The sequence below is a fragment of the Solibacillus sp. R5-41 genome, assembly GCF_002736105.1.
Taxonomy (GTDB): Bacteria; Bacillota; Bacilli; order Bacillales_A; family Planococcaceae; genus Solibacillus.
Map to the genome: position 1 here is coordinate 992211 of NZ_CP024123.1, position 25184 is coordinate 1017394.

Genomic DNA, 25184 nt, shown 5'->3' on the forward strand with positions numbered 1-25184 from the left:
GGAGGGAAAAAACCAAACATTTTAGGAGGAAACACACATGTCAGTAATTTCAATGAAACAATTACTTGAAGCTGGTGTACATTTCGGTCACCAAACTCGCCGTTGGAACCCAAAAATGAAGAAATTTATCTTCGTTGAGCGTAACGGTATCTACATTATCGATTTACAAAAAACAGTTAAAAAATTAGAGGAAGCTTACAACTTCATGCGTCAAGTTGGTCAAGACGGTGGTAAAGTTTTATTCGTTGGTACGAAAAAACAAGCACAAGAAGCGATCAAAGATGAAGCAGAACGTTCAGGCAACTATTACATTAACCAACGTTGGTTAGGTGGTACTTTAACTAACTTCGGTACAATTCAAAAACGTGTTCAACGTATGAAAAATATCGAAAAAATGGAAGAGGACGGCACTTTTGACGTACTTCCTAAAAAAGAAGTAATCCAACTTAAAAAAGAACACGAACGTTTAGTGAAATTCTTAGGCGGTATCCGCGATATGAAAGCTATTCCGGACGTAATGTTCATCGTAGATCCTCGTAAAGAGCGTATCGCAGTTGCTGAAGCAATCAAATTAAACATCCCTCTAGTTGGTATCGTAGACACTAACTGTGATCCAGATGAAATTGATTACGTAATCCCTGCAAACGATGATGCTATCCGCGCTGTTAAATTATTAACTGCAAAAATGGCTGACGCTTTATTAGAAGCTAAACAAGGTGAAGAAGAAGCTCCAGTAGTAGAATCTGCTGAGTAATTCACCGTCAAAAAAGGTGATAAGTGGCTGATACCCTTATCACCTTTTTTTGAGAGAACTTTAACTTGATTTTTAGGGGAGTATTTTCGAGCATGCTCGAAAAAAATCTGAACGCAATTACGCCGAGGTGTAATTGATGAAGGTTGCCTCCATCGTCAACTATCGAGTATAGTAAGGCTGAAAGTACGATTCACTAAATAAATTAATATAAATTTTAGGAGGAAACTCAATATGGCAACAATTTCTGCACAATTAGTAAAAGAATTACGTGAAAAAACTGGCGCAGGTATGATGGACTGCAAAAAAGCATTAGTAGAAACTGAAGGTAACTTAGAAGCTGCAATCGACTTCTTACGTGAAAAAGGTTTAGCTGCTGCAGGTAAAAAAGCGGACCGTATCGCTGCTGAAGGTACAACATACATTTTAGAAAACGGTAATGAAGCAATCCTTATCGAAGTAAACGCTGAAACTGACTTCGTTGCGAAAAATGAACAGTTCCAAGCATTAGTTTCTTCTTTAGCTGAGCAATTACTTACTGCTAAACCAGAATCAGTTGAAGCTGCTTTAGAATTAGAAAAAGACGGCGTGAAAATTGCTGATCAAATTTCTACAGCTACTGCAACAATCGGTGAAAAAATTTCATTACGTCGTTATGAAATTAAAACAAAAACAGATGCAGATGCATTTGGTGCTTACTTACACATGGGCGGTCGTATCGGTGTATTAGTAGTTCTTGAAGGTTCTACTGAAGCTGCTGCTGCAAAAGACGTTGCAATGCACATTGCTGCAATCAACCCAACTTACGTATCTCGTGATGAAGTTTCTGCTGATGAAGTTGAACGTGAGCGCAAAGTATTAACTGAGCAAGCGTTAAACGAAGGTAAACCAGAAAACATCGTTGCGAAAATGGTAGAAGGTCGTCTTAGCAAATATTTCGAAGACGTATGTTTATTAGATCAAGCATTCGTTAAAAACTCTGACCAAAAAGTACGTGACTTCGTTAAATCTTTAGGTGGTACAGTGACTAGCTTCACTCGTTACGCTGTAGGTGAAGGTATCGAAAAACGTGAAGATAACTTCGCTGAAGAAGTAATGAACCAAGTTAAAGGTAACTAATTTATTATATCGCTTTAGTTAGCGGTAAATTAAGCAAAAAGAGTAGGGAGCACCATTTGCGTGTTCCCTATTTTTAACAGATGGGAAAGGTCACTTTTTTCTATTTGTAACTAGAAGTACGATATAATCAATGTAAGTGAAATAGTTTACATATGTAGAAAGTAAATGCTATTTCCTTTTAAATAAATGAGTAACGGAGGTCTACTATGAGTGTATCCCAATACAAACGAGTAGTAATTAAACTAAGTGGTGAAGCATTAGCAGGAGATCTAGGCTTTGGATTCTCACCAGAAGTAATCAAATCAATCGCAGGTGAAATCAAAGATGTAATTGATTTAGGTGTAGAAGTAGCTTTAGTAGTCGGCGGCGGGAACATTTGGCGCGGTAAAATCGGTGCTGAAATGGGTATGGAACGTGCAAATGCGGACTATATGGGCATGTTAGGAACTGTGATGAATGCATTAGCGTTGCAAGATTCTCTTGAAAATCTAGGTGTTCCAACACGTGTTCAGTCTTCAATCGTGATGACACAAGTTGCAGAACCTTATATTCGTCGTAAAGCAGTGCGTCATTTAGAAAAAGCTCGCGTCGTTATTTTTGCAGCGGGCACGGGTAACCCTTATTTCTCTACAGACACAACGGCAGCATTACGTGCAGCAGAAATTAATGCAGATGCAATTTTAATGGCGAAAAATAATGTTGACGGCGTTTACTCTGCTGACCCTAAACTAGATCCTACTGCTGTAAAGTATGATACACTTACTTATTTAGACGTTATTCAACAAGGTTTACAAGTGATGGATTCAACAGCCTCAACATTATGTATGGATAATGATATTAAGCTTGTTGTTTTCAATTTGTCTGAACAAGGAAATATTAAACGTGCCGTAATGGGCGAAAAAATTGGAACTGTAGTTAGGAGAGATGCGTAATGTCAAAGCAAGTATTAGATCAAGCTCAAGAAAAAATGACGAAATCAATTGGTGCTTTCTCACGAGAACTAGCATCAATTCGTGCGGGTGTGGCCAATGCGTCACTACTTGACCGTATTCAAGTAGACTATTACGGTTCACCAACACCAATTAACCAACTAGGCGGTGTTGCTGTACCTGAAGCGCGCCTATTAGTAATTACACCTTACGACAAAACAATTTTAGGTGAAATTGAAAAAGCAATTATGCGTTCAGATCTTGGTATTACACCAACAAACGATGGAAATGTAATTCGTTTAGCGATTCCTGCTTTAACAGAAGAGCGTCGTAAAGACTTAGTAAAACAAGTGAAAAAAACAGCTGAAGAAGCAAAAATAGCGGTTCGAAACGTTCGTCGTGATGCAAATGATGACCTTAAAAAATTAGAAAAAAATGGAGAAATTACTGAAGACGAATTACGCGGTTTCGGTGAAGATATCCAAAAGTTAACAGATAGCTCAATCGTTAAAGTAGATGAGCTTGTAAAAGAAAAAGAAAAAGAAATTTTGAAAGTCTAATTTCTTCCAAAATTTAATGCTATCGCGTTATGATGAATGGCGCAATAGCATTTTCTACATGCAAGTGAACTTTAAATGGATAAAAACGTCCTGTTAGTTAGGACGTTTTTTTAAGTGGATTACCATAATTTTTTTATGCTTTATGGGGTATTCTAATAAGATGAAAATTGAAAAAGTTTAGCAAATAGTCATTTCATTACGAAATACATAATAGATTAAAAAGAGAAGTGTATGATAGAGGCTTTATAAAAGAGTGCATATTAGAATTAAACAAGGACATGAATACACTTTTTTGATATGATAAACTAAAAATAGTCCGATATGTGCAGTTGGGGGAATTAACGATGTTTAAAAAACTTTTAATGAAAAAAACAAATACGATTGCGCCAACAATTAACGAAAGTGTAGGCTTAGTTAAAGGTGAAGACATTCCTACCCATATTGCGATCATCATGGACGGTAATGGTCGTTGGGCAAAAAGACGTTCAATGCCACGTGTTGCAGGGCACCATGAGGGAATGAAAACTATTCGTAAAATTACGCGCTGTGCTTGTGATTTAGGGGTTAAGGTATTAACGCTGTATGCATTTTCAACCGAAAATTGGAAGCGCCCTAAATCAGAAGTAGAATTTTTAATGAAATTACCTGAACAATTTTTAACTTCATTTTTACCAGAGTTGATGGAACGTAATATTCGAATTGAGATGATCGGTGTTATGGAAACGTTGCCGAAATATACGCAAGCAGCATTAAAAAATGCAATGGATGCTACGAAAAATAATACGGGACTCATTTTAAACTTTGCAATGAACTACGGCGGTCGTGCCGAAATTGTGATGGCTGTGCAACATTTGATGAAAGAAGTAGAAGCAGGCTCGCTTGCAATTGAATCGATAAATGAACAACATATTTCACAACAACTCATGACGGGTCATTTACCAGAGCCTGATTTACTCATTCGAACGAGTGGTGAAGTGCGAATTAGCAACTTTATGTTATGGCAGCTTGCATATACGGAGTTTTGGTTTACAGATACACATTGGCCTGATTTTGATGAGGCATGCTTAAAGGAAGCAATCACAGTGTATCAAAACCGTAACCGCCGTTATGGAGGGCTGAAAGGAGAAGAAACGAATTGAAACAACGCATTATTACCGGAGTAGTAGCTGCGGCATTATTTATACCATTTGTTATTTATGGAGGTGCTCCATTTGCACTTGTTGTATGTGCACTAGCCATTATCGGATTTTATGAAATTTTAAAAATGAAAGATATTTCTATCGTTTCGATTCCGGGAATTTTAGGTGTGTTCGCACTGTTGCTGCTTGTTGTTCCAGAAGCATGGTCAGCAGAGGGTGTTCTATTTTTAGGCTATGCATCAAAATTAATGGTTGTTTACGGGATTGTAGCACTATTGTTAATTTATATAGTGGTCGTGAAAAATAAAATGACTTTTGATGAAATTGGCTTTATTTTATTAGGGATATTTTATGTCGGACTGGGCTTTCATTACTTTATCGAAACTCGAATTATCGGTCTAGAATTTGTTGTCTATGCATTGCTCGTTGTTTGGACAACTGATTCAGGGGCGTACTTTGTTGGACGGAAACTAGGGAAAAATAAATTATGGCCAGAAATTTCTCCTAAGAAAACAGTAGAAGGTTTTGTTGGAGGTATCGTCATTGCCGTCCTTTTTGCTATCGCGATGCAAATGATTTACCCATTCGCTGCAAGCTATTTGCAATTAATTTTTGTCACAATCATCGCATCGATTGTCGGTCAAATGGGCGATTTAGTCGAATCAGCGATAAAGCGTCATTATGGTGTGAAAGATTCAGGAACCATTTTACCAGGTCATGGGGGCATATTAGACCGCTTTGACAGTTTATTATTTGTTGTGCCATTACTGCATTTTTTACATTTCTTTGCGTAATTAAAAGAGGGGAAGTATTACTGTGAAAAAGATTAGTTTACTAGGAGCAACAGGTTCAATTGGGTGGCAAACATTTGATATTTTACTTGCACACCCAGACCAATTTAAGCTTGTTGCTTTTTCTGCCGGACAAAACATTGAAAAATCACGTCAAATTATAGAAAAGCTTAAACCAGAATTAGTGTCGATGCAAACAGAGGAAGCGGCACGTTTGTTGCAAAAGGATTATCCGACGATTGCATTTACATATGGCGAGAAAGGTCTTGTTGACGTGGCGACGCATCCTGAATCGACGGTATTAGTGAACGCCGTTTTAGGTAGTGTTGGTTTAGAGTCGACGCTTGCTGCCATTCGCATGGGTAAAACGATTGCTATTGCGAATAAAGAAACATTAGTAACAGCGGGTCATTTAGTGATGGCGGAAGCGAAGAAGTATAATGCACCGATTTTGCCAGTAGATAGTGAACATTCGGCATTATTTCAATCGATGAACGGTGAAAATAAAAAACGAATCGAACGTCTTATTTTAACAGCCTCTGGTGGTTCATTCCGTGATAAAACGCGCGAACAATTAGTCGGCGTAACGGTAAAGGATGCACTTAATCATCCGAACTGGTCGATGGGCGCAAAAATTACAATTGATTCCGCAACAATGATGAATAAAGGGCTTGAAGTGATTGAAGCACATGTGTTATTCGATATGTCTTATGACAATATTGATGTTGTTTTGCACCGAGAGAGTATCATTCACTCAATGGTTGAATTTGAAGATACAAGTGTCATTGCGCAACTAGGTACACCGGATATGCGCGTTCCAATTCAATACGCACTTAGCTACCCGGATCGCTTACCATTACAAAATGGACAACGTTTAAATTTAGCGCAAATTGGTCAACTTCATTTTAAAGAGGTTGATTTTGATCGCTTCCGTGCCTTAAAGCTTGCTTATGAAGCGGGGAGAATGGGTGGTACGATTTTAACAGCAATGAATGCAGCAAACGAAGCAGCAGTTGCGTTATTTTTACAAGAAAAAATAACGTTCCTACAAATTGAGGAATGCATTGAACGTGTGATGAATATGCATAATAATATTTTATTGCCAGATTTACAAACAATTTTACATGTCGATAGTGAAACGAGAAAAACTGTTGTAAGCATGGTAGAATAGGGAAGTATAAGGGTGAACTGGGATACTTTAGCGAAGTTTACTCAAACGAAGGTGGGAGATTATGCAAACAGTTATTGCCTTTATCGCAATTTTTGGCTCACTAGTATTTTTCCATGAGCTGGGTCACTTTATATTTGCAAAGCGCGCGGGTATTATGGTACGTGAGTTTGCCATTGGGATGGGTCCGAAAATTTTTGGCATGACAAAAGGTGAAACGGTTTATACGCTACGCCTTTTACCAATCGGTGGTTATGTTCGAATGGCGGGTGAGGACACAGATACCGTTGAGTTACAGCCAGGGTATCGTGTAGCACTCGTGACAAACGAAGAAAATTTAGTTGAAAAAATCGTATTAAATCAAAAAACACAATATCAAAATGTAATTTTCTTAGAAGTTGAACGTGCTGATTTAGAAAAAGAGCTTTGGATTGAAGGTTATGATGAAGAGGACAAACTTGTTCGTTATAACGTATCACGTACAGCAACTATCGTTGAAAATGGGACAGAGTTGATCATTGCACCATTAGATCGCCAATTTAACTCTAAATCAGTTCGTGCGCGTGCGATGGCCATTTTTGCAGGACCATTATTCAACTTTATTTTAGCATTCTTCATTTTTGTTATAATCGGTTTATTCCAAGGAATACCTTCAAGTGAGCCGATCATTTCTGAAGTTATCGACGATCGTCCAGCGAGTGCAGCGGGACTTCAAGACGGCGACCGTGTAATGAAAATTAATGGTGAATCAATTAGCACTTGGGAGCAATTGTCTACAATTATTCAAAAAAATCCGGAGCAACGCTTACAGTTTGAAGTGGATCGAAAGGGTACAATCGTAACGGCCAATGTTGTCCCACAAGGTGTCGAACAAGGAGAGGGTACAACAGTTGGTCAAATTGGTATTATGCGTCCACTAGAAACAAACCCTGTAAAGGCGGTCGTCTATGGAGCAGAGCAGACGTATGATGGGATTGTTTTAATTGGTACTCTTTTAGGCAAGCTAGTTACAGGACAGTTTTCAATTGATGCACTTTCTGGACCAGTAGGCATTTATAAGACGACTGAAACGGTTGTGACTTTTGGTTTTTACAATGTACTCTACTGGGCTGCGATGTTAAGTATCAATTTAGGAATTATGAACTTATTACCACTACCTGCTTTAGATGGTGGTCGCTTATTGTTCTTCGCGTTTGAAGCAGTGCGTGGAAAACCGTTGGATCGCCAAAAAGAAGGAATGGTTCACTTTGTTGGAATTGTTTTATTAATGATTTTAATGGTAGTCGTTACATGGAATGATATTCAACGCTTCTTCTTCTAACGGTTAATGCAGATTTGAAATGAATATTGATTAAAAAAGGAAGCTTTGAGCGTTTTGTACGATTAGTACTAGCGTTCAAAGCTAAATTTTATTAGTATATAAGAAGGTAGAATTTCTTAGGTTATTATTGATTTTATCTTACTATATAACTTGAACATGTGGATCTTGCTTTATAATGGGGGAAAACTCCAGCAAAGTAAGCTAACAACACTTTATAAGAATGCAAGTTGATTGGAATGAAAGGGGAGGCGACTCCAGCGGGAACAGCTCTAATGGAACGAAGGATAAAATCGTTATGTTCTGTGACAACGACTTCGTGACTAATATCGTGTTGGCCCGAGACTACAGGCTCAGGCCGTGCCCGTGGAAAGCATCCGGACCGGAATAAAAATCAATCCCCCTGTTATGGCAGATATCTAACAGGAGGAATTCTTTAGTTTAACTTATATAGACATGAATTGAGTAAGATGTTTTATTCTATTGCTAAATAATTATGAATTATAAAGGTGGCCCTCTTTTATGAAACAAAGTTTAACGTTTATTCCAACATTACGTGAAAACCCATCAGATGCGGATGTAAAATCACACCGTCTTCTTTTACGCGCGGGTTTTATTCGTCAAAATGCATCAGGCATTTATTCGTATTTACCATTAGCGAAACGCGTACTTACGAAAATTGAACAAATTGTGCGTGAAGAAATGGAAGCAATTAATTCCATCGAGCTATTAATGCCTGCAATGCAAGCAGCTGAGCTATGGCAGGAATCAGGCCGTTGGGAAGCATACGGTCCAGAATTAATGCGCTTAAAAGATCGTCATGATCGTGATTTTGCATTAGGAGCAACACATGAAGAAGTGATTACAACACTTGTGCGTGACGAAATTAAATCGTACAAAAAATTACCATTAACACTATATCAAATTCAAACAAAATTCCGTGACGAAAAACGTCCACGCTTCGGACTATTACGCGGTCGCGAATTTATTATGAAGGATGCTTATTCATTCCATGCATCTCGTGAATCTTTAGATGCGACGTATGACGATATGTACCGTGCTTATTCGAACATCTTTACTCGCCTTGGATTAAACTTCCGTGCAGTTATCGCGGATGCAGGTTCAATCGGTGGTAAAGGGACACATGAGTTCATGGTATTATCTGAAATTGGAGAGGATACAATTGCTTACTCGGATACTTCAGATTATGCGGCAAACATTGAAATGGCGGAAGTTGTAGTAGAATACACAACGCCAGACACGCCAAAAAATGCAATTGAAAAAGTAGCGACTCCAGATCAAAAGACAATTGAAGAAGTATCTTCATTCTTAAATGTTGAAGCTTCAAATGTAATTAAATCATTAGTATTTAAAATAGATGAAGAACTTGTTATTGTATTAGCTCGCGGTGATCACGAAATTAATGATATTAAATTAAAAAACGCTTTAGGTGCAAAATCAGCGGAGCTTGCAGAAGATGCTGCGATTAAAGAATTACTTGGCTGTGCGCCAGGATCAATTGGTCCGGTAAAATTACCGTTAAACGTAAAAGTAATTGCAGATAATGCGATTAAATCGATTTGTAACGGTGTTGCTGGAGCGAATGAAGACGGCTTCCACTTATTAAATGTCAATCCAGAGCGTGACTTTGCGATTGCTTCTTATGAAGATATTCGTTTTATTCAAGAGGGTGACCCTTCACCGGACGGACAAGGTATCATTAAATTTGCTGAAGGTATTGAAGTAGGTCATATCTTTAAACTTGGAACAACGTATTCAGAAAAAATGAATGCCACTTATCTTGATGAACAAGGAAAGGCACAACCATTCATCATGGGATGCTATGGTATCGGGGTTTCTCGTATTCTTGCAGCTGTTGCCGAGCAATTCCAAGATGATAATGGATTTACATGGCCGATTCAATTGGCGCCATATGATGTCCATTTAGTTTCTGTAAATACAAAAGATGAAGCGCAAGTTCAGTTAGCGAACGAATTATATGGTTTATTAAAATCATACCGCTATGATGTACTTTATGATGATCGTGTAGAGCGTGCAGGTGTTAAGTTTGCAGATGCGGATTTAATTGGTTTACCAGTTCGTATTACAGTAGGTAAAAAAGCGTCAGAAGGCATTGTAGAAGTGAAATTCCGTACAACAGGTGAATCTGCTGAGTGGGCAAAAGAAGAAGTATTTGACCGCTTAAACGAATATTTCCGTAAAAACTAATCTACTAGTAAAACATAATTTTAAAAGGTAGATAAATCAAAAAACAAATTGATGTATTTTGATTAAGCGCATAAGTCAATACTTAACATTAGCTAAATAAAAAAGACAACAACTCGCGCTATTTTGGCGTGAGTTGTGTTTTTTTACCGTAAAGTTTTACAGTTCATATGCTTGCATTTCAATAAGCCTATGAGTAATACTTCGTGTGAAACTAATAATATTGAAGTAAATAAGGAAGGTGAAGGAATTGGCACAACAGGAGGCAAAACAAAAGTTCTTACTTCTGTTACAACAACTTGAACTAACAGATGACGTCTATATGTCCTTCTTTGAAAAAGGTGAGCTCGAACGAGTAACGGTCCATAAAAAGAAACGTGTATGGCATTTTAAAATAAAGGTTAACAATATTTTGCCCTTCGAAGTATATCAACTATTACGAGCGCGGATGGCAGAAAAGTTTTCTCATATCGCGTCGGTTTCACTAACAATTGATTCTTTTAATCCCATTGTTAATGAGCAGCATATTTTAGATTATTGGTACCCTACGATCGAACAAATTTCAGATATGTCGCCTTTATTACGTGAAAATTTATCACAACAAGTACCTAAGTGGACAGGTCATAAGCTTGTCGTCACTTCGATGCTAGAAGTAGAATATTTATCATTGAAGGCGAAATATACGGATAAGATTGCAGAATCTTATCGCGCATTTGGTTTTCCGCATATCCCACTAGAATTCAAGCTTGTAGAAGAATCGGAAGAATTTATTGCACAACAAGAAGCATTCTATATGCAACGACAAGTAGAAGAAGAGCGATTATCGAAACAGGCAATGGCGGATTTTGCAATGCGTGAAAAGGAAAAGTCGGACAATCCAGGTGCGGTAACAAGCGATGCACCATTCCAATTAGGCTCTTTTATCAAAAATGCAGAATCGGCTGATATTCGAACTATTTTAGAAGAAGAGCGTTCCATTATCATTGAAGGATTTATTTTTGCGGTAGATATTAAGGAATTACGAAGTGGCCGCTCACTTCTTGAGATGAAAGTATCAGATTATACGGATTCCTTAATGGTGAAAATGTTCTCTAATAGCGATGAAGATGTTGCGAAAATGAACATGATTAGTAAAGGTATGTGGGTAAGACTACGTGGCTCGATCCAAATGGATACATTCGCACGTGATTTAGTCATGATGGTAAAAGATATTAATGAAATCAAAAAAGAGCCACGTAAAGATTATGCACCAGAAGGCGAAAAGCGTGTGGAATTGCATTTACATACGCCGATGAGCCAAATGGATGCGATGACACCCGTCGACAAATTAGTAGCACAGGCCGCAAAATGGGGACACCCTGCCATTGCCATAACAGACCATGCCGTTGTTCAATCTTTCCCAGAAGCCTATTCTGCTGGAAAGAAAAATGGCATTAAAGTCATTTATGGTGTAGAGGCAAATTTAGTAGACGACGGTAAGCCAATTGCCTACGATCCGATTGATTCATTACTCGAGGATACGACCTATGTTGTATTTGACGTAGAAACAACGGGCTTTTCAAATGTGTATGATACCATTATTGAATTAGCGGCAGTTAAAATCAAAAATGGCCAAGTACTGGATACGTTTGAGCGCTTTTCGAATCCACACCGTAAATTAACGGCGAAAATTATAGAATTGACACATATTACGGATGATATGCTCGTGAATGCACCGGAAATTGAGGAAGTCATTAAAGAATTCCATGATTTTATTGGCGATGCAGTAGTAGTAGCTCATAATGCGGCATTTGACTTAGGCTTCCTCTATGTAGCTTATAAAAAAGCTGGCTTGGAGCATGTTCGTCATCCAGGGATTGATACGGTTGAGTTATCACGCTTAGTTAATCCCGCACAAAAATCACATAGCTTAAAAACGTTAACGAAAAAATACAATATTGAATTAACGCAACATCACCGTGCGATTTATGACACGGAAGCGACAGGGGAATTATTGCTTCATTTACTGAAGCAAACAGCTGATTTAGGCATTCAAAATTTAAATGAATTAAATGACCATGTAGGTGGTGAAGAAGGTTATAAACAAGCGCGTCCAAGCCACTGTACGATTTTAGCCGTAGATGATGCGGGATTGAAAAATTTGTTTAAGCTAATTACCATTTCCCACACCCAAACATTTTATCGTGTACCACGGATACGTCGTTCGGATTTACAAAAGCTACGTCAAGGTTTGATTATCGGGTCAGGTTGTTCGAACGGTGAGTTATTCGAAACGATGATGAATAAAACACCAGAGGAAGCGGAACGAATTGCGCAGTTTTATGATTATTTAGAAGTGATGCCAAAACCAGTTTATTCTCAGCTTGTTGATGGTGGTACGGTGCATGATGAATGGGCATTAGAAGATATTATTCGCCGCATTGTCAAGCTAGGGAAAAAATTAAATTTGCCCGTTGTCGCAACAGGAAATGTGCATTATTTACACGAAACGGATGCAAAGTTCCGTCAAATTTTAATTGGCTCTATGGGTGGGGCAAATCCATTAAATCGCCAGCCTTTACCGCAAGTTCATTTCCGTACAACGGATGATATGTTGAAGGAATTTGATTTTTTAGGACCTGATTTAGCAAAAGAGGTCGTTGTGAAGAATACGCAGCTCGTTGCCGATATGATCGGTGATGTGAAGCCGATTAAAGATGACCTATATACGCCGAAAATTGAGGGTTCTGATGATGAGGTAACAAATTTAACGTATGAAATGGCGCATGAAATATACGGAGAGACTTTACCGGAAATTGTGCAAGCGCGTATTGATAAGGAATTAAAATCAATTTTAGGTCATGGCTTCGGAGTAATTTATTTAATTTCAGCAAAGCTCGTGAAAAAGTCACTAGCGGATGGCTATTTAGTTGGGTCACGTGGTTCAGTAGGCTCGTCACTTGTGGCAACCTTCATGGAAATTACCGAAGTGAATCCATTGCCACCGCATTATGTATGTCCGAACTGTAAGCATTCCGAATTTATTGCAGATGGTTCCGTCGCATCAGGCTATGACTTGCCGAACAAAGAATGTCCTGAATGTGGCGCGCATTATAAAAAAGACGGGCAAGACATCCCGTTTGAAACATTCCTAGGATTCAAAGGAGATAAGGTACCCGACATCGATTTGAACTTCTCAGGTGAGTACCAACCACAAGCCCATAACTATACGAAAGTACTGTTTGGGGAGGATTATGTATTCCGTGCAGGTACAATTGGAACCGTTGCCGAAAAAACGGCTTATGGATATGTTAAAGGTTATGGCAATGATCATGGCATCACCTATCGCAATGCAGAAGTGGACAGACTTGTACAAGGGTGCACCGGAGTAAAGCGAACTTCAGGACAACACCCAGGGGGAATTATTGTTGTACCAGATTATATGGATATTTATGATTTTACACCAGTACAATTCCCTGCAGATGCACAAGATTCAGAGTGGAAAACAACGCATTTTGATTTCCACTCGATTCACGATAATATTTTGAAACTTGATATTCTAGGGCACGATGATCCGACGGTTATTCGTATGCTACAAGATTTATCAGGAATTGACCCGAAAACTATTCCGACAGATGACCCGATTGTTATGGAAATCTTTAGTTCAACGAAATCTCTTGGTGTAACGGAAAAGCAAATTGGAACAAAAACAGGGACGCTTGGTATTCCTGAGTTCGGGACTAAGTTCGTTCGCCAAATGCTTGAAGAAACGAAGCCATCAACATTTAGTGAGCTCGTGCAAATTTCAGGACTGTCACACGGAACGGACGTATGGTTAGGAAATGCTTCTGATTTGATTAAAGATGGCACATGTGTTTTGGCCGAAGTAATTGGTTGTCGTGATGACATTATGGTGTATTTAATTTACCAAGATCTTGAGCCATCCTTTGCCTTTAAAATTATGGAATCCGTACGTAAAGGGAAAGGTTTATCCGATGATATGGAAGCCGAAATGCGTGCGAAGAAAGTGCCGGAGTGGTATATCGATTCTTGTAAAAAGATAAAATATATGTTCCCTAAAGCCCACGCAGCTGCCTATGTTTTAATGGCGGTACGTATTGCTTGGTTTAAAGTGCATCACCCAATTTTATATTATGCTGCGTACTTTACAGTGCGAGCATCTGATTTTGATTTAATTGCTATGACGCAAGGCTCTGTCATGATTCGCAAAAAAGTCGATGAAATCAATATGAAAGGTTTGGATGCGGCGCCTAAAGAGAAAAGTTTATTAACCGTGATGGAAATTGCTTTAGAAATGTGTGAGCGTGGAATGACCTTTAAGAAGATTGATTTATATCGTTCTCAAGCAAGTGAATTTATCATTGAAGGCAATTCGTTGATTCCCCCATTTGATGCGATTCCAGGACTTGGAACAAACGTTGCAAAACAAATTGTCGAAGCACGTAAAAACGGTGAGTTCTTGTCAAAAGAAGATTTGCAACAACGTGGACGTGTATCGAAAACATTGATTGAATATATGGATGAACTTGGTTGTTTAGAAGGAATGCCAGATGCAAACCAATTATCGCTTTTCTAACTTGCTTCAGCAGAAATCCTCCACTTCTATAAGTGGGAGATAAATATACAACTATCCGTTTTATTCAGTGATGGATTTAAACCCGTCTGAATCAAGTTAATGCCCCCCGGCGTATGTCACAGATTTTTTTCGAGCGTGCTCGAAAAAAATCTGGACGCAATTACGCCGAGGCGTAATTGATTTATAAAGCAAGTGAAAGTTTCGATAAGTAGCAAAATTTGCAATCAAAATGGCTTTGTGCTATGCTAAACGTAATAATTTGTTGATAGTTCGCCAGCAAAAGAGTGGGATTTCCCGCTCTTTTCTGTTGTTTAGACAACTATTTACACAAATTTTTCAATGAAAACACGTCCTGTTTGAATGAAAATATTCACAAGCTACAAAATGCTGGATTTTTGAACTTGTTAAACAGTGGCGTAAGGAGGATACGATGAGTAAAATTACGTCGATCATTGAAGAGCTAGTGACACCAATCGTTGAAGAGCTTGATTTAGAATTAGTTGACATCGAGTTCATAAAAGAAGGACGCGACTGGTTCCTTCGTGTTTATGTAGACACACGAGCAGGAGGCATTGACATTTTACAATGCGCTCAAGTAAGTGAACGTTTAAGCGAAAAATTGGATGAAAATGATCCAATCGAGCAAAACTATTATTTAGAAGTTTCTTCACCAGGCGCTGAACGCCCATTAAAAAAGCAAGAGGACTTCGAGAATGCAATTGGCAAATATATTTATGTGAAGACGTATGAACCAATAAAGGATTTAAAAGAATTCCTTGGTTATTTACGTGCATATACTGAAACATATTTAGAAATTGAAATTCGTATTAAAACCCGCAAACTAACAGTACAAATTGACAAAGAAAAAATTGCGCAAGCCCGACTTGCCATTGATTTTTCAGATAAGCAAATTTAGGAGTGAAAACAAAATGAGTAGTGAATTACTAGATGCCCTAACTGCCCTAGAGGAGCAAAAAGGTATTTCAAGAGATGTGTTAATTGAAGCGATTGAAGCCGCTTTAGTTACAGCCTATAAACGCAACTTTAACCAAGCGCAAAATGTACGCGTAGACTTAAATCTTAATACAGGATTAATGGTTGTTTATTCACGTAAAGACGTTGTAGAAGATGTAGAAGATGAACGTCTAGAAATTGCATTAGAAGATGCAAAATATATTAATGAAGCCTACGAAATTGGTGACGTGGTAGAAGAAGAAGTAACACCTCGCAATTTTGGTCGTATTGCAGCACAAACTGCGAAACAAGTTGTAACACAACGTGTTCGTGAAGCAGAGCGTGGTCTTATTTATGAAGAATATGTAGACCGTGAAGATGATATTGTAACAGGTGTTATTGAGCGTCAAGATGCACGTAATATTTACGTAAGCATTGGTAAAGTAGAAGCGGCATTACCTGTAAATGAGCAAATTCAAGGTGAAGTTTATAAGCCACAATCACGTATTCGTGTTTATATTACGAAGGTAGAACGTACAACTCGTGGTCCACAAGTAATTGTATCTCGTACTCATCCTGGTTTACTACGTCGCCTATTTGAAATGGAAGTACCAGAAATTTATGATGGTACAGTAGAAGTGAAATCGATTGCACGTGAAGCGGGAGACCGTTCTAAAATTTCAGTTTATGCACATAACGAAGAAGTGGATCCAGTAGGTTCATGTGTTGGTGCAAAGGGTGCACGTGTACAAACGATTGTAAACGCATTAAATGGTGAAAAAATCGACATTGTGGAATGGTCTGAGGATCCAGTTGTTTTCGTAGCAAATGCACTTAGCCCTTCAAAAGTTTTAGACGTTCAAGTTAATGAAGAAGAAAAATCAACAACAGTCGTAGTACCAGATTACCAATTATCGCTTGCAATTGGTAAACGCGGTCAAAATGCTCGATTAGCTGCTAAGTTAACGGGTTGGAAGATTGATATTAAGAGCGAAACAGATGCTCGTGAATTAGGATTATATCCTTCAGAAACGAGCACATTCATTCCCCAAGAAGATTCACAAGAAGTTGCTTTCGACTTATATGGTGATGACGAAGAATAATTCATCATTCGTTGGAGTTTTGTAAGGAGGGTGAGTAAAATGGCTGTAAATAAAAAGGTCCCATTACGAAAATGCGTGGCAACAGGTGAAATGTTACCGAAAAAATCATTGATTCGTGTCGTCCGTTCAAAGGAAGGCGAAGTAAGCGTTGATGTTACGGGGAAGAAACCTGGGCGTGGAGCTTATGTTTCGAAAACAGAAGCGGTTGTTGACATTGCGCGTAAAAAGAATATTTTAGATCGCCAGCTTGATGTAAAAGTGCCAGATGAAATCTATGAGGAATTATTGACCCTTATTCGTAGGGAGTCAATCGTATGACAAATCCCGCATTGCTTCAGCTGTTAGGCTTAGCAGCACGTGCACGAAAAACAATCTCTGGAGAAGAACTAGTGGTCAAGGAGATACGTGGTGGAAATGCAAAATTAGTGCTACTTGCATCAGATGCTTCCAAAAATACTAGTAAAAAAATTCAAGATAAATGTACGTTTTACAACGTTGAGTATTATATTTTTGGGGATCGTTATGATCTTGGACATGCTACCGGGAAGGAAGCTCGTGTAGCGATTGCTATTACTGATAGCGGATTTGCTAAAAAAATGTCTAGTCTACTCAACGAAAATTAATCGGGGGTGAGCAGATGAGCAAAGTAAGAGTTCATGAATATGCGAAAAAGGTAAATAAAACGAGTAAGGAAATTATTGACCATTTAACAAAAATTGATCAACCCGTGAAAAATCACATGGCGGTCATTGATGTTGAAACTGTTTCGAAACTTGATTCTGTCTTTAAGCAAGTAGCAGAACCAACAAAAAATACTTCAATAAAACCAACTGTTAAAGCTGCCAATGAAACACCAAGAGTACAGCAGGGGCAACCGAAAAGAGAAAATCAAGCACGTCAACAAGCTGTTTCAACGAATCAGCAACAAAAGCAAACAAACATTGCCACAGGGCAACCACAATCGCAACAGGGCGAAAAACAAAAGAATGCAAAAGGTAACCAAAACAGAAATATGACTCAAAATACAAACAATAACCGCAAAGGCGGCAATCCAAGTAATAATAGCAACAACAATAATAAGGGGGGTTTCCAACAACGTAGAAAGCCAGGTATTAATGGCGGTAAACGTCGTACAAATCGTCCAGCACCACAACCAATGGTGCAAAAAGAACTACCAGAAAAAATTACATTCTATGAAAGCTTATCAGTAGCTGAATTAGCAAAAAAATTGCACCGTGAGCCATCAGAAATTATCAAAAAATTATTTATGCTTGGTGTTATGGCAACAATTAACCAAGAATTAGATAAGGATGCAATTGAATTAATTTGTACAGACTATGGTGTAGAAGTTGAAGAAGAAATCCGTATCGACAAAACAGACCTGGATACGTACTTCGATGAGTCAATCGTAGAAGTAGACGAAAATGCATTAGAAGAGCGTCCACCAGTTGTGACAATTATGGGTCACGTTGACCACGGTAAAACATCGTTACTTGACTCAATCCGTAAAACGAAAGTAACAGCGGGCGAAGCAGGTGGGATTACGCAACATATCGGTGCGTATCAAGTTGAAATTAATGAAAAGAAAATTTCATTCTTAGATACCCCTGGTCACGCAGCATTCACAACGATGCGTGCTCGTGGTGCATCAATTACAGATATTGCAATTATCGTAGTAGCAGCTGACGACGGTGTAATGCCTCAAACAGTGGAAGCGATTAACCACGCGAAAGCTGCTGAAGTACCAATTATCGTAGCAATCAACAAAATGGATAAACCATCTGCTAATCCGGACCGTGTACAACAAGAGTTAACAGAGCACGGTTTAGTACCTGAAGCATGGGGTGGAGATACAATCTTCGTACCAATTTCAGCGTTAAAAGGTGAAGGGATTGACCAACTTTTAGAAATGATTTTATTAGTTTCTGAAGTAGGTGAATTAAAAGCAAATCCAACTCGTACTGCAATCGGTACAGTTATCGAAGCACAACTTGATAAAGGTCGTGGAGCAGTTGCAACATTACTAGTTCAAGATGGTACATTACGTGTTGGTGACCCAATCGTAGTAGGTCATGCATATGGTCGTGTACGTGCAATGGTAAATGATCTTGGTCGACGTATTAAATCAGCTGGTCCATCTATGCCAATTGAAATAACTGGCTTGAACGAAGTGCCACAAGCGGGTGACCGTTTCGTCGTATTCCAGGATGAAAAAACTGCTCGTCAAGTTGGTGAGTCTCGTTCAATGACAGCGATTCAAGCACAACGCTCTGAAAAACAACGTGTGACGCTTGATAACTTATTTGAACAAATGAGCCAAGGTGAAATGAAAGAGCTTAACTTAATCGTAAAAGCTGACGTACAAGGTACTGTGGAAGCAATGGCTTCATCATTAATGAAAATTGATGTTGAAGGTGTAAATGTTAAAATTATCCACACTGGTGCGGGCGCAATTACAGAATCAGATATCTCTCTTGCGGCAGCTTCAAATGCAATCGTTATTGGCTTCAACGTACGTCCAGATACGAACGCAAAACGAGCAGCAGATGAGGAAGGCGTAGACATTCGTCAACACCGTATCATCTATAAAGTAATTGAAGAAATCGAACAAGCGATGAAAGGTATGCTAGACCCTGAGTACGAAGAAAAAATCGTTGGTCAAGCAGAAGTTCGTCAAGCGATTAAAGTATCAAAAGTGGGTACAATTGCTGGTTCTTACGTTATCGAAGGTAAAATGGTTCGTGACGCAGGCGTTCGTATTATCCGTGAAAATGTTGTTATTTTTGAAGGCGAATTAGATTCATTAAAACGCTTCAAAGATGATGCAAAAGAAGTAGCAAGAGGCTATGAGTGTGGTATCACAATTAAAAACTACAATGATGTTAAAGAAGGCGACATTATTGAAGCATTCATTATGGAAGAAATTATTCGTAAATAATGATTGTATATGCAGAAGTTGAATTCTTGATTCCTACTGCCCACTCATTGAAAGAAAAACGCGCTGTTCTTCAGAGAATGGTGACCCGTACAAAACAAAAATTTAATGTTTCCGTTGCTGAGATTGACCATCAAGATGTTTGGCAGCGCACAAGGTTAGCACTTGTTTCCGTCGCTTCTTCAAAAGATGCTGCGGAACGAGAGTTGATGCATGCTATTCATTTTTTACAGTCAAATCCACAATGGGAACAACTCGAATTTTATCGAGAATATTTATAACAAAAGTCCATTAACAGAATGGCAACTTAGTCGTAAAATGAGGTGACTTTTATGTCTCTACGTTCTAACCGTGTTGGTGAACAAATAAAAAAAGAACTTGTTGAAATTATTGGACGCAAAATTAAAGATCCGCGTGTGGGGTTTGTGACTGTGACAGAAGTAGCTGTTACTGGTGACTTACAACAAGCGACCGTATATATCACATCTTTAGGCAATGAACGCGAGCGTGCAGAAACACTGAAGGCTTTAGAAAAAGCATCTGGATTTATCCGATCAGAAATCGGCACTCGCATTCGTTTGCGTCGCACACCTGAGTTCTTTTTTGAATTCGATACAGCAATCGAGTATGGAAATAAAATCGATGCATTGCTTCGTGGCTTACACGAGAGTCAATAAAATGCAACAAAAGCCTGCACTGCATAATTTATGCAGGCAGGCTTTTTATCTTTCATTCACCAAAAAAATCCTATCTCTTTAGGTAGCTAGATGATAGCGTTAAAAAAAATATAAAGGGGACTTTCACGACAATGAATGGCATTCTTCCATTATGGAAAGAGCGCGGAATGACGAGTCATGACTGCGTTTTTAAACTTCGCAAAATTTTAAAGACAAAAAAAGTAGGGCATACGGGCACGCTGGACCCTGGTGTTGAAGGGGTTTTACCAATATGCATTGGGCAAGCAACTCGAATTGCAGAATATTTAACAGATACAGGAAAAACATATGAAGCGGTTGTTTCAATCGGTCGTACAACAACGACTGAGGATGCAGAAGGTGAAACAGTAGCACAGGATGGAACGTTCAAATCATTGGACCGTTCGCAAATTTTACAAGCCCTTCATTCGTTAACAGGTGAAATTGAACAAACGCCACCAATGTTTTCAGCGGTGAAAGTAAATGGTAAAAAGTTGTATGAATATGCACGTGCCGGTCAAACAGTGGAACGACCTACACGAAGAATTACAATTCATGAACTCGAATTATTAGACGATGCACAACATTACGAAGGGGAAGAAATTCATTTTTCAATTCGAATTAAGTGCTCGAAGGGGACGTATATTCGTACACTTGCCGTTCAAATAGGAGAAGCATTAGGATTCCCAGCCCATATGCATGAACTTGTTCGCACAGCATCGGGTACTTTTACAAAAGAAAATTGTTTGAAGCTTGCTGAAGTTGCGGAATTAATGGAAGCAGAGCAGCCACAACAATTTTTATTACCAGTAGAATACGCGCTCTCTAATTACCCGTATATCGAAATAACACCAGACATCGAAAAGCAAATTTTCAATGGACAAGTACTTCCAATCCATACATTACTAAAGGAACATGATAAAATTGTATATGGATTAGAAGGAAGAGCATTTGCGGTATATATCGCACATCCGACAAAATTAGACCAAATGAAACCGGATAAAATGTTTCCCGAACTAGATTAGGAGGCACAGTATGAACGTCATTCATTTAAAATATCCGCATCAATTGAACCAAGAGCATCATGCAGAAGCTTACTCTTTAGCAGTTGGTTTTTTTGATGGTGTGCATAAAGGACACCAAGCGGTTATCCAAAAAGCAAAAGAGAAGGCAAAGCAACTCGGTATTAAATCGGCGCTTATGACATTTGATCCGCATCCGTCGATCGTACTTGGTGAACGCAACGAGAAAGTGTTTTATATTACACCGCTTGCTCAAAAATTAGATACATTAACAAGCTTAGGAATCGATACGGTATTTGTAGTGAACTTTACATCTGACTTTGCTAAGCTGACACCCGAGCAGTTTATCCAACACTTTATAACGGATTTGAATATTCAGCATGTAACAGCAGGCTTTGATTTTTCTTTTGGAGCATTTGGCAAAGGGAATATGCAAATGATGGAACAGTTAAGTAAGGGCAAATTTGGTGTAACGATTGTTGAAAAGCAAGAAGATGTTGCAGATAAAATTAGTTCAACGCGCATTCGAAAATCTTTGCAAGACGGTGATATGGAGCAGGTTCGTTCCCTATTAGGCCGTGCCTTTGAAGTTCCAGGGATTGTTGTTCATGGCGATAAACGAGGTCGTACAATGGGCTTCCCAACAGCCAATGTCCAACCAATGGCAGGCTGCTACATACCAGCGACAGGTGTTTATGCTGTTAAAATTTCAGTGCAAAATGAGTGGTATAACGGCGTATGTAATGTCGGATATAAGCCAACATTTAATAATCCGGATGAAAAACAATTATCAGTAGAAGTTCACATTCTTAATTTTGATAAAAATATATATGGTGAAGAAGTTGTTGTTGGCTGGTACAATCGTATTCGCAGTGAGCGAAAGTTTAATGGGATTGATGCCCTCATCCAACAAATCGAACTAGATAAGCAACAAGCAATTGAATATTTTGAACAGCTATCATAATAGTTGATTTGTACAGCTTATCTATGTTATTATCCATAAGTACGAATTTAACGTACGAACCTTAGCTCGGCTATCCGCAACTCCAGCGATTGCTGTGCTAGTGGGGATATAATAAAATTTAGGAGGTCATTTCAAATGGCAATTACACAATTACGTAAAAACGAAATTATCGCTGAGTACCGCACTCACGAAAGCGACACGGGTTCTCCAGAAGTACAAATCGCTGTATTAACTGCAGAAATCAACGCGTTAAACACACACTTATCAACTCACAAAAAGGATTTCCACTCTCAACGTGGTCTTCTTAAAATGGTAGGTCGTCGTCGTCACTTATTAAAATTCTTACGTGAAAAAGACGTACAACGTTACCGTGAATTAATTAATAAACTTGGATTACGTCGTTAATCTGACAATAAAAAGCGGGATTTTTTCCCGCTTTTTATTATGTTTATCTTAATTCAGTATAGTACTCCTACCACTATGATGGCGGGATGAATGCGATTTGACTTTAGATGTGTATTTAAGTCAAATTAAACACAATATAGTATTTTTCTATCATGCAATTTTAATGCGCCTAAATGAAAATTATCTTCAAAATCCGGACGCAATTACGCCAAGGTGTAATTTAATAAATTAATGAATATTTTTAATGAAAAAATTTAGCATAGAAATAGCTTTTTTGATACACTAACTATAGTACATAAAAAGATACGTAAAGTGTTTCAAATAAGAAAGGGGTTCATTTAATGAACGAAAAAAAGGTCTTTTCGTATGAATGGGCTGGCCGTCCACTAGTAATAGAAGTTGGACAGTTAGCAAAACAAGCAAATGGTGCAGCACTTGTGCGCTATGGCGAAACAGCAGTATTATCAACAGCAACAATGTCAAAATCTCCAAAAGCATTAGATTTCTTCCCATTAACAGTAAACTATGAAGAAAAACTATACGCAGCTGGTAAAATCCCAGGTGGTTTTATTAAACGTGAAGGACGTCCATCAGAGTCAGCTATTTTAGCCTCTCGTTTAATCGACCGTCCAATCCGTCCAATGTTCCCAGATGGCTTCCGTAACGAAGTACAAGTTATTTCAATGGTTATGTCAAATGACCAAAACAATCCTTCAGATGTAGCAGCAATGTTTGGATCTTCATTAGCATTAGCTGTATCTAATATTCCTTTTGACGGACCAATTGCAGGCGTACATGTTGGATATGTTGATGGCGAATTTGTGATCAACCCAACAGTAGAGCAAGCTGCAAAATCAACGATCCAATTAACAGTAGCAGGTAATAAAGACGGCATCAACATGGTTGAGGCAGGTGCATTAGAAGTAACAGAAGAAATCATGCTTGAAGCAATCATGTTTGGTCATGAAGAAATCAAGAACTTAATCGCTTTCCAAGAAGAAATTGTAGCAGCAGTTGGAAAAGAAAAAGTAGAAGTGGTACTTTACGAATTAGATGCACAGTTAACAGCGGACATTAAAGCGGCTTGTGAAACAGAAATGAACACTGCGATTCAAACAGTTGAAAAGCATGCACGTGAAGAAGCGATCAATGTTGTCAAAGAACGCATCATCACTTCTTATGTAGAGCAAGAAGTAACGGACGAAACGATGAAGCAAGTAAAAGGCATTTTAGATCAAATGGTCAAAGATGAAGTTCGTCGTTTAATTACGGAAGATAAAGTACGTCCAGATGGTCGTAAATTAGATGAAATTCGTGCACTTTCTTCTGAAGTTGGTCTATTAGATCGTACACATGGTTCAGCACTATTCACACGTGGTCAAACGCAGGCACTTTCAATCTGTACATTAGGTGCTTTAGGCGATGTGCAAATTATTGATGGTCTTGGTGTTGAAGAGTCAAAACGTTGGATGCACCATTATAACTTCCCTCAATTCTCAGTAGGGGAAACAGGTCCAATTCGTGGTCCGGGTCGTCGTGAAATCGGTCACGGTGCATTAGGTGAGCGCGCATTACTAGCAGTTATTCCAGATGAAGAAACATTCCCATATACAATTCGTTGCGTATCAGAAGTTTTAGAATCTAACGGTTCAACTTCTCAAGCGTCAATTTGTGCATCAACATTAGCAATGATGGATGCAGGTGTTCCTTTAAAAGCACCGGTAGCAGGAATTGCGATGGGTCTTATTAAAAAAGACGAGCACTACTCTATTTTAACAGACATTCAAGGTATGGAAGATCACCTTGGTGACATGGACTTTAAAGTTGCAGGTACAGCTAAAGGTGTAACGGCACTTCAAATGGACATTAAAATTGATGGTTTATCACGCAATATTTTAGAAGAAGCGTTAACACAAGCGAAAATCGGCCGTATGCATATTTTACAGTCAATGCTTGCAACATTAACGGAATCACGTACAACGCTTTCAAAATACGCACCAAAAATTACGGTTATTAAAATCAATCCAGATAAAATCCGTGATATTATCGGACCTGGTGGTAAACAAATTAATAAAATTATTGACGAAACAGGCGTAAAAATTGATACAGAGCAAGATGGTACAATTTATATCGCTTCATCAGATGAGTCAATGATTAACCGTGCTCGTGAAATTATTGAATCAATCGTACGTGAAGCAAAAGTTGGCGAATACTACATGTCAACAGTTAAACGTATCGAAAAATTCGGTGCATTCTGTGAAATCTTCCCAGGTAAAGATGGTTTACTACACATTTCAGAAATTCAAGAAGAACGTACGAAAGCAGTAGAAGACGTATTAAAATTGGGCGATCAATTACTTGTAAAATGTATCGAAATTGACAATCAAGGACGAGTAAACTTATCTCGTAAAATTGTTGTTAAAGAAGAAAAAGAACGTGCAGAGCAAGCATAATTCACTTCAAATGAATGAGTAATGAGCTTTATAAATGCCATTTTGACGAAAATCAAAATGGCATTTTTGCATATAA

The 25184-nt window shown here is 38.5% G+C and carries 21 protein-coding genes; all 21 read left to right on the plus strand.

From position 1 onward, the window contains the following. Window positions 1-37: 37 nt before the first annotated feature. Complete coding sequence (gene rpsB / locus CSE16_RS04605; protein WP_099422806.1) at window positions 38-754, plus strand: 30S ribosomal protein S2; 717 nt, start codon at window positions 38-40, stop codon at window positions 752-754. Between the two features lie 231 nt (window positions 755-985). After that, complete coding sequence (gene tsf / locus CSE16_RS04610; protein WP_099422807.1) at window positions 986-1870, plus strand: translation elongation factor Ts; 885 nt, start codon at window positions 986-988, stop codon at window positions 1868-1870. Window positions 1871-2076: 206 nt separating this feature from the next. Beyond that, window positions 2077-2802, plus strand: coding sequence for a UMP kinase (gene pyrH / locus CSE16_RS04615; protein ID WP_099422808.1), 726 nt, complete (start codon window positions 2077-2079; stop codon window positions 2800-2802). Further along, the gene (frr, locus tag CSE16_RS04620) at window positions 2802-3359 is read left to right on the plus strand and encodes a ribosome recycling factor (RefSeq protein ID WP_099422809.1); all 558 of its coding nucleotides are present in this window, start codon (window positions 2802-2804) and stop codon (window positions 3357-3359) included. Before pyrH ends, frr begins: the two co-directional genes overlap by 1 nt. Before the next feature lie 344 nt (window positions 3360-3703). Beyond that, on the plus strand, window positions 3704-4498 hold the full coding sequence (locus CSE16_RS04625; protein WP_099422810.1) for an undecaprenyl pyrophosphate synthase: 795 nt from the start codon (window positions 3704-3706) through the stop codon (window positions 4496-4498). Continuing rightward, a complete protein-coding gene (locus CSE16_RS04630) occupies window positions 4495-5292 on the plus strand; it encodes a phosphatidate cytidylyltransferase (RefSeq protein WP_099422811.1) in 798 nt (265 codons plus the stop codon). The genes CSE16_RS04625 and CSE16_RS04630 overlap by 4 nt, the downstream gene beginning before the upstream one ends. 22 nt (window positions 5293-5314) lie before the next feature. Beyond that, window positions 5315-6460 (plus strand): 1-deoxy-D-xylulose-5-phosphate reductoisomerase, encoded by a 1146-nt coding sequence (gene dxr / locus CSE16_RS04635; RefSeq protein ID WP_099422812.1) that lies wholly within the window; start codon window positions 5315-5317, stop codon window positions 6458-6460. A 61-nt stretch (window positions 6461-6521) separates the two neighbouring features. Beyond that, entirely contained in the window at window positions 6522-7778 is a 1257-nt protein-coding gene (gene rseP, locus CSE16_RS04640; RefSeq protein WP_099422813.1) for an RIP metalloprotease RseP, read from the plus strand. Window positions 7779-8297: 519 nt separating this feature from the next. Next, window positions 8298-10004: a proline--tRNA ligase gene (locus CSE16_RS04645; protein ID WP_099422814.1), complete on the plus strand. Its 1707-nt coding sequence runs from the start codon at window positions 8298-8300 to the stop codon at window positions 10002-10004. A 238-nt stretch (window positions 10005-10242) separates the two neighbouring features. Continuing rightward, window positions 10243-14577 carry a PolC-type DNA polymerase III gene (locus tag CSE16_RS04650; RefSeq protein WP_371514524.1) on the plus strand — a complete coding sequence of 1445 codons (4335 nt, stop codon included), beginning with the start codon at window positions 10243-10245 and terminating at the stop codon, window positions 14575-14577. 430 nt (window positions 14578-15007) lie between these two features. Then, window positions 15008-15493: a ribosome maturation factor RimP gene (gene rimP / locus CSE16_RS04655; protein WP_099422816.1), complete on the plus strand. Its 486-nt coding sequence runs from the start codon at window positions 15008-15010 to the stop codon at window positions 15491-15493. 13 nt (window positions 15494-15506) lie between these two features. Next, on the plus strand, window positions 15507-16634 hold the full coding sequence (nusA, locus tag CSE16_RS04660) for a transcription termination factor NusA (protein ID WP_099422817.1): 1128 nt from the start codon (window positions 15507-15509) through the stop codon (window positions 16632-16634). A gap of 39 nt (window positions 16635-16673) precedes the next feature. After that, a complete protein-coding gene (gene rnpM / locus CSE16_RS04665; protein WP_099422818.1) occupies window positions 16674-16952 on the plus strand; it encodes an RNase P modulator RnpM in 279 nt (92 codons plus the stop codon). After that, window positions 16949-17257: a YlxQ family RNA-binding protein gene (locus CSE16_RS04670; protein ID WP_099422819.1), complete on the plus strand. Its 309-nt coding sequence runs from the start codon at window positions 16949-16951 to the stop codon at window positions 17255-17257. Before rnpM ends, CSE16_RS04670 begins: the two co-directional genes overlap by 4 nt. Before the next feature lie 14 nt (window positions 17258-17271). Then, complete coding sequence (gene infB / locus CSE16_RS04675; protein ID WP_099422820.1) at window positions 17272-19572, plus strand: translation initiation factor IF-2; 2301 nt, start codon at window positions 17272-17274, stop codon at window positions 19570-19572. Beyond that, the gene (locus CSE16_RS04680) at window positions 19572-19850 is read left to right on the plus strand and encodes a DUF503 domain-containing protein (protein ID WP_099422821.1); all 279 of its coding nucleotides are present in this window, start codon (window positions 19572-19574) and stop codon (window positions 19848-19850) included. Before infB ends, CSE16_RS04680 begins: the two co-directional genes overlap by 1 nt. Window positions 19851-19901: 51 nt before the next feature. Then, on the plus strand, window positions 19902-20246 hold the full coding sequence (gene rbfA, locus CSE16_RS04685) for a 30S ribosome-binding factor RbfA (RefSeq protein WP_099422822.1): 345 nt from the start codon (window positions 19902-19904) through the stop codon (window positions 20244-20246). A gap of 131 nt (window positions 20247-20377) precedes the next feature. Continuing rightward, on the plus strand, window positions 20378-21289 hold the full coding sequence (gene truB / locus CSE16_RS04690) for a tRNA pseudouridine(55) synthase TruB (RefSeq protein ID WP_099422823.1): 912 nt from the start codon (window positions 20378-20380) through the stop codon (window positions 21287-21289). Window positions 21290-21299: 10 nt separating this feature from the next. Next, window positions 21300-22250, plus strand: coding sequence for a riboflavin biosynthesis protein RibF (locus tag CSE16_RS04695; protein WP_099422824.1), 951 nt, complete (start codon window positions 21300-21302; stop codon window positions 22248-22250). Between the two features lie 135 nt (window positions 22251-22385). Next, entirely contained in the window at window positions 22386-22655 is a 270-nt protein-coding gene (gene rpsO, locus CSE16_RS04700; RefSeq protein WP_099422825.1) for a 30S ribosomal protein S15, read from the plus strand. Between the two features lie 341 nt (window positions 22656-22996). Then, a complete protein-coding gene (gene pnp, locus CSE16_RS04705; RefSeq protein WP_099422826.1) occupies window positions 22997-25108 on the plus strand; it encodes a polyribonucleotide nucleotidyltransferase in 2112 nt (703 codons plus the stop codon). The last annotated feature ends 76 nt before the right edge of the window (window positions 25109-25184 follow it).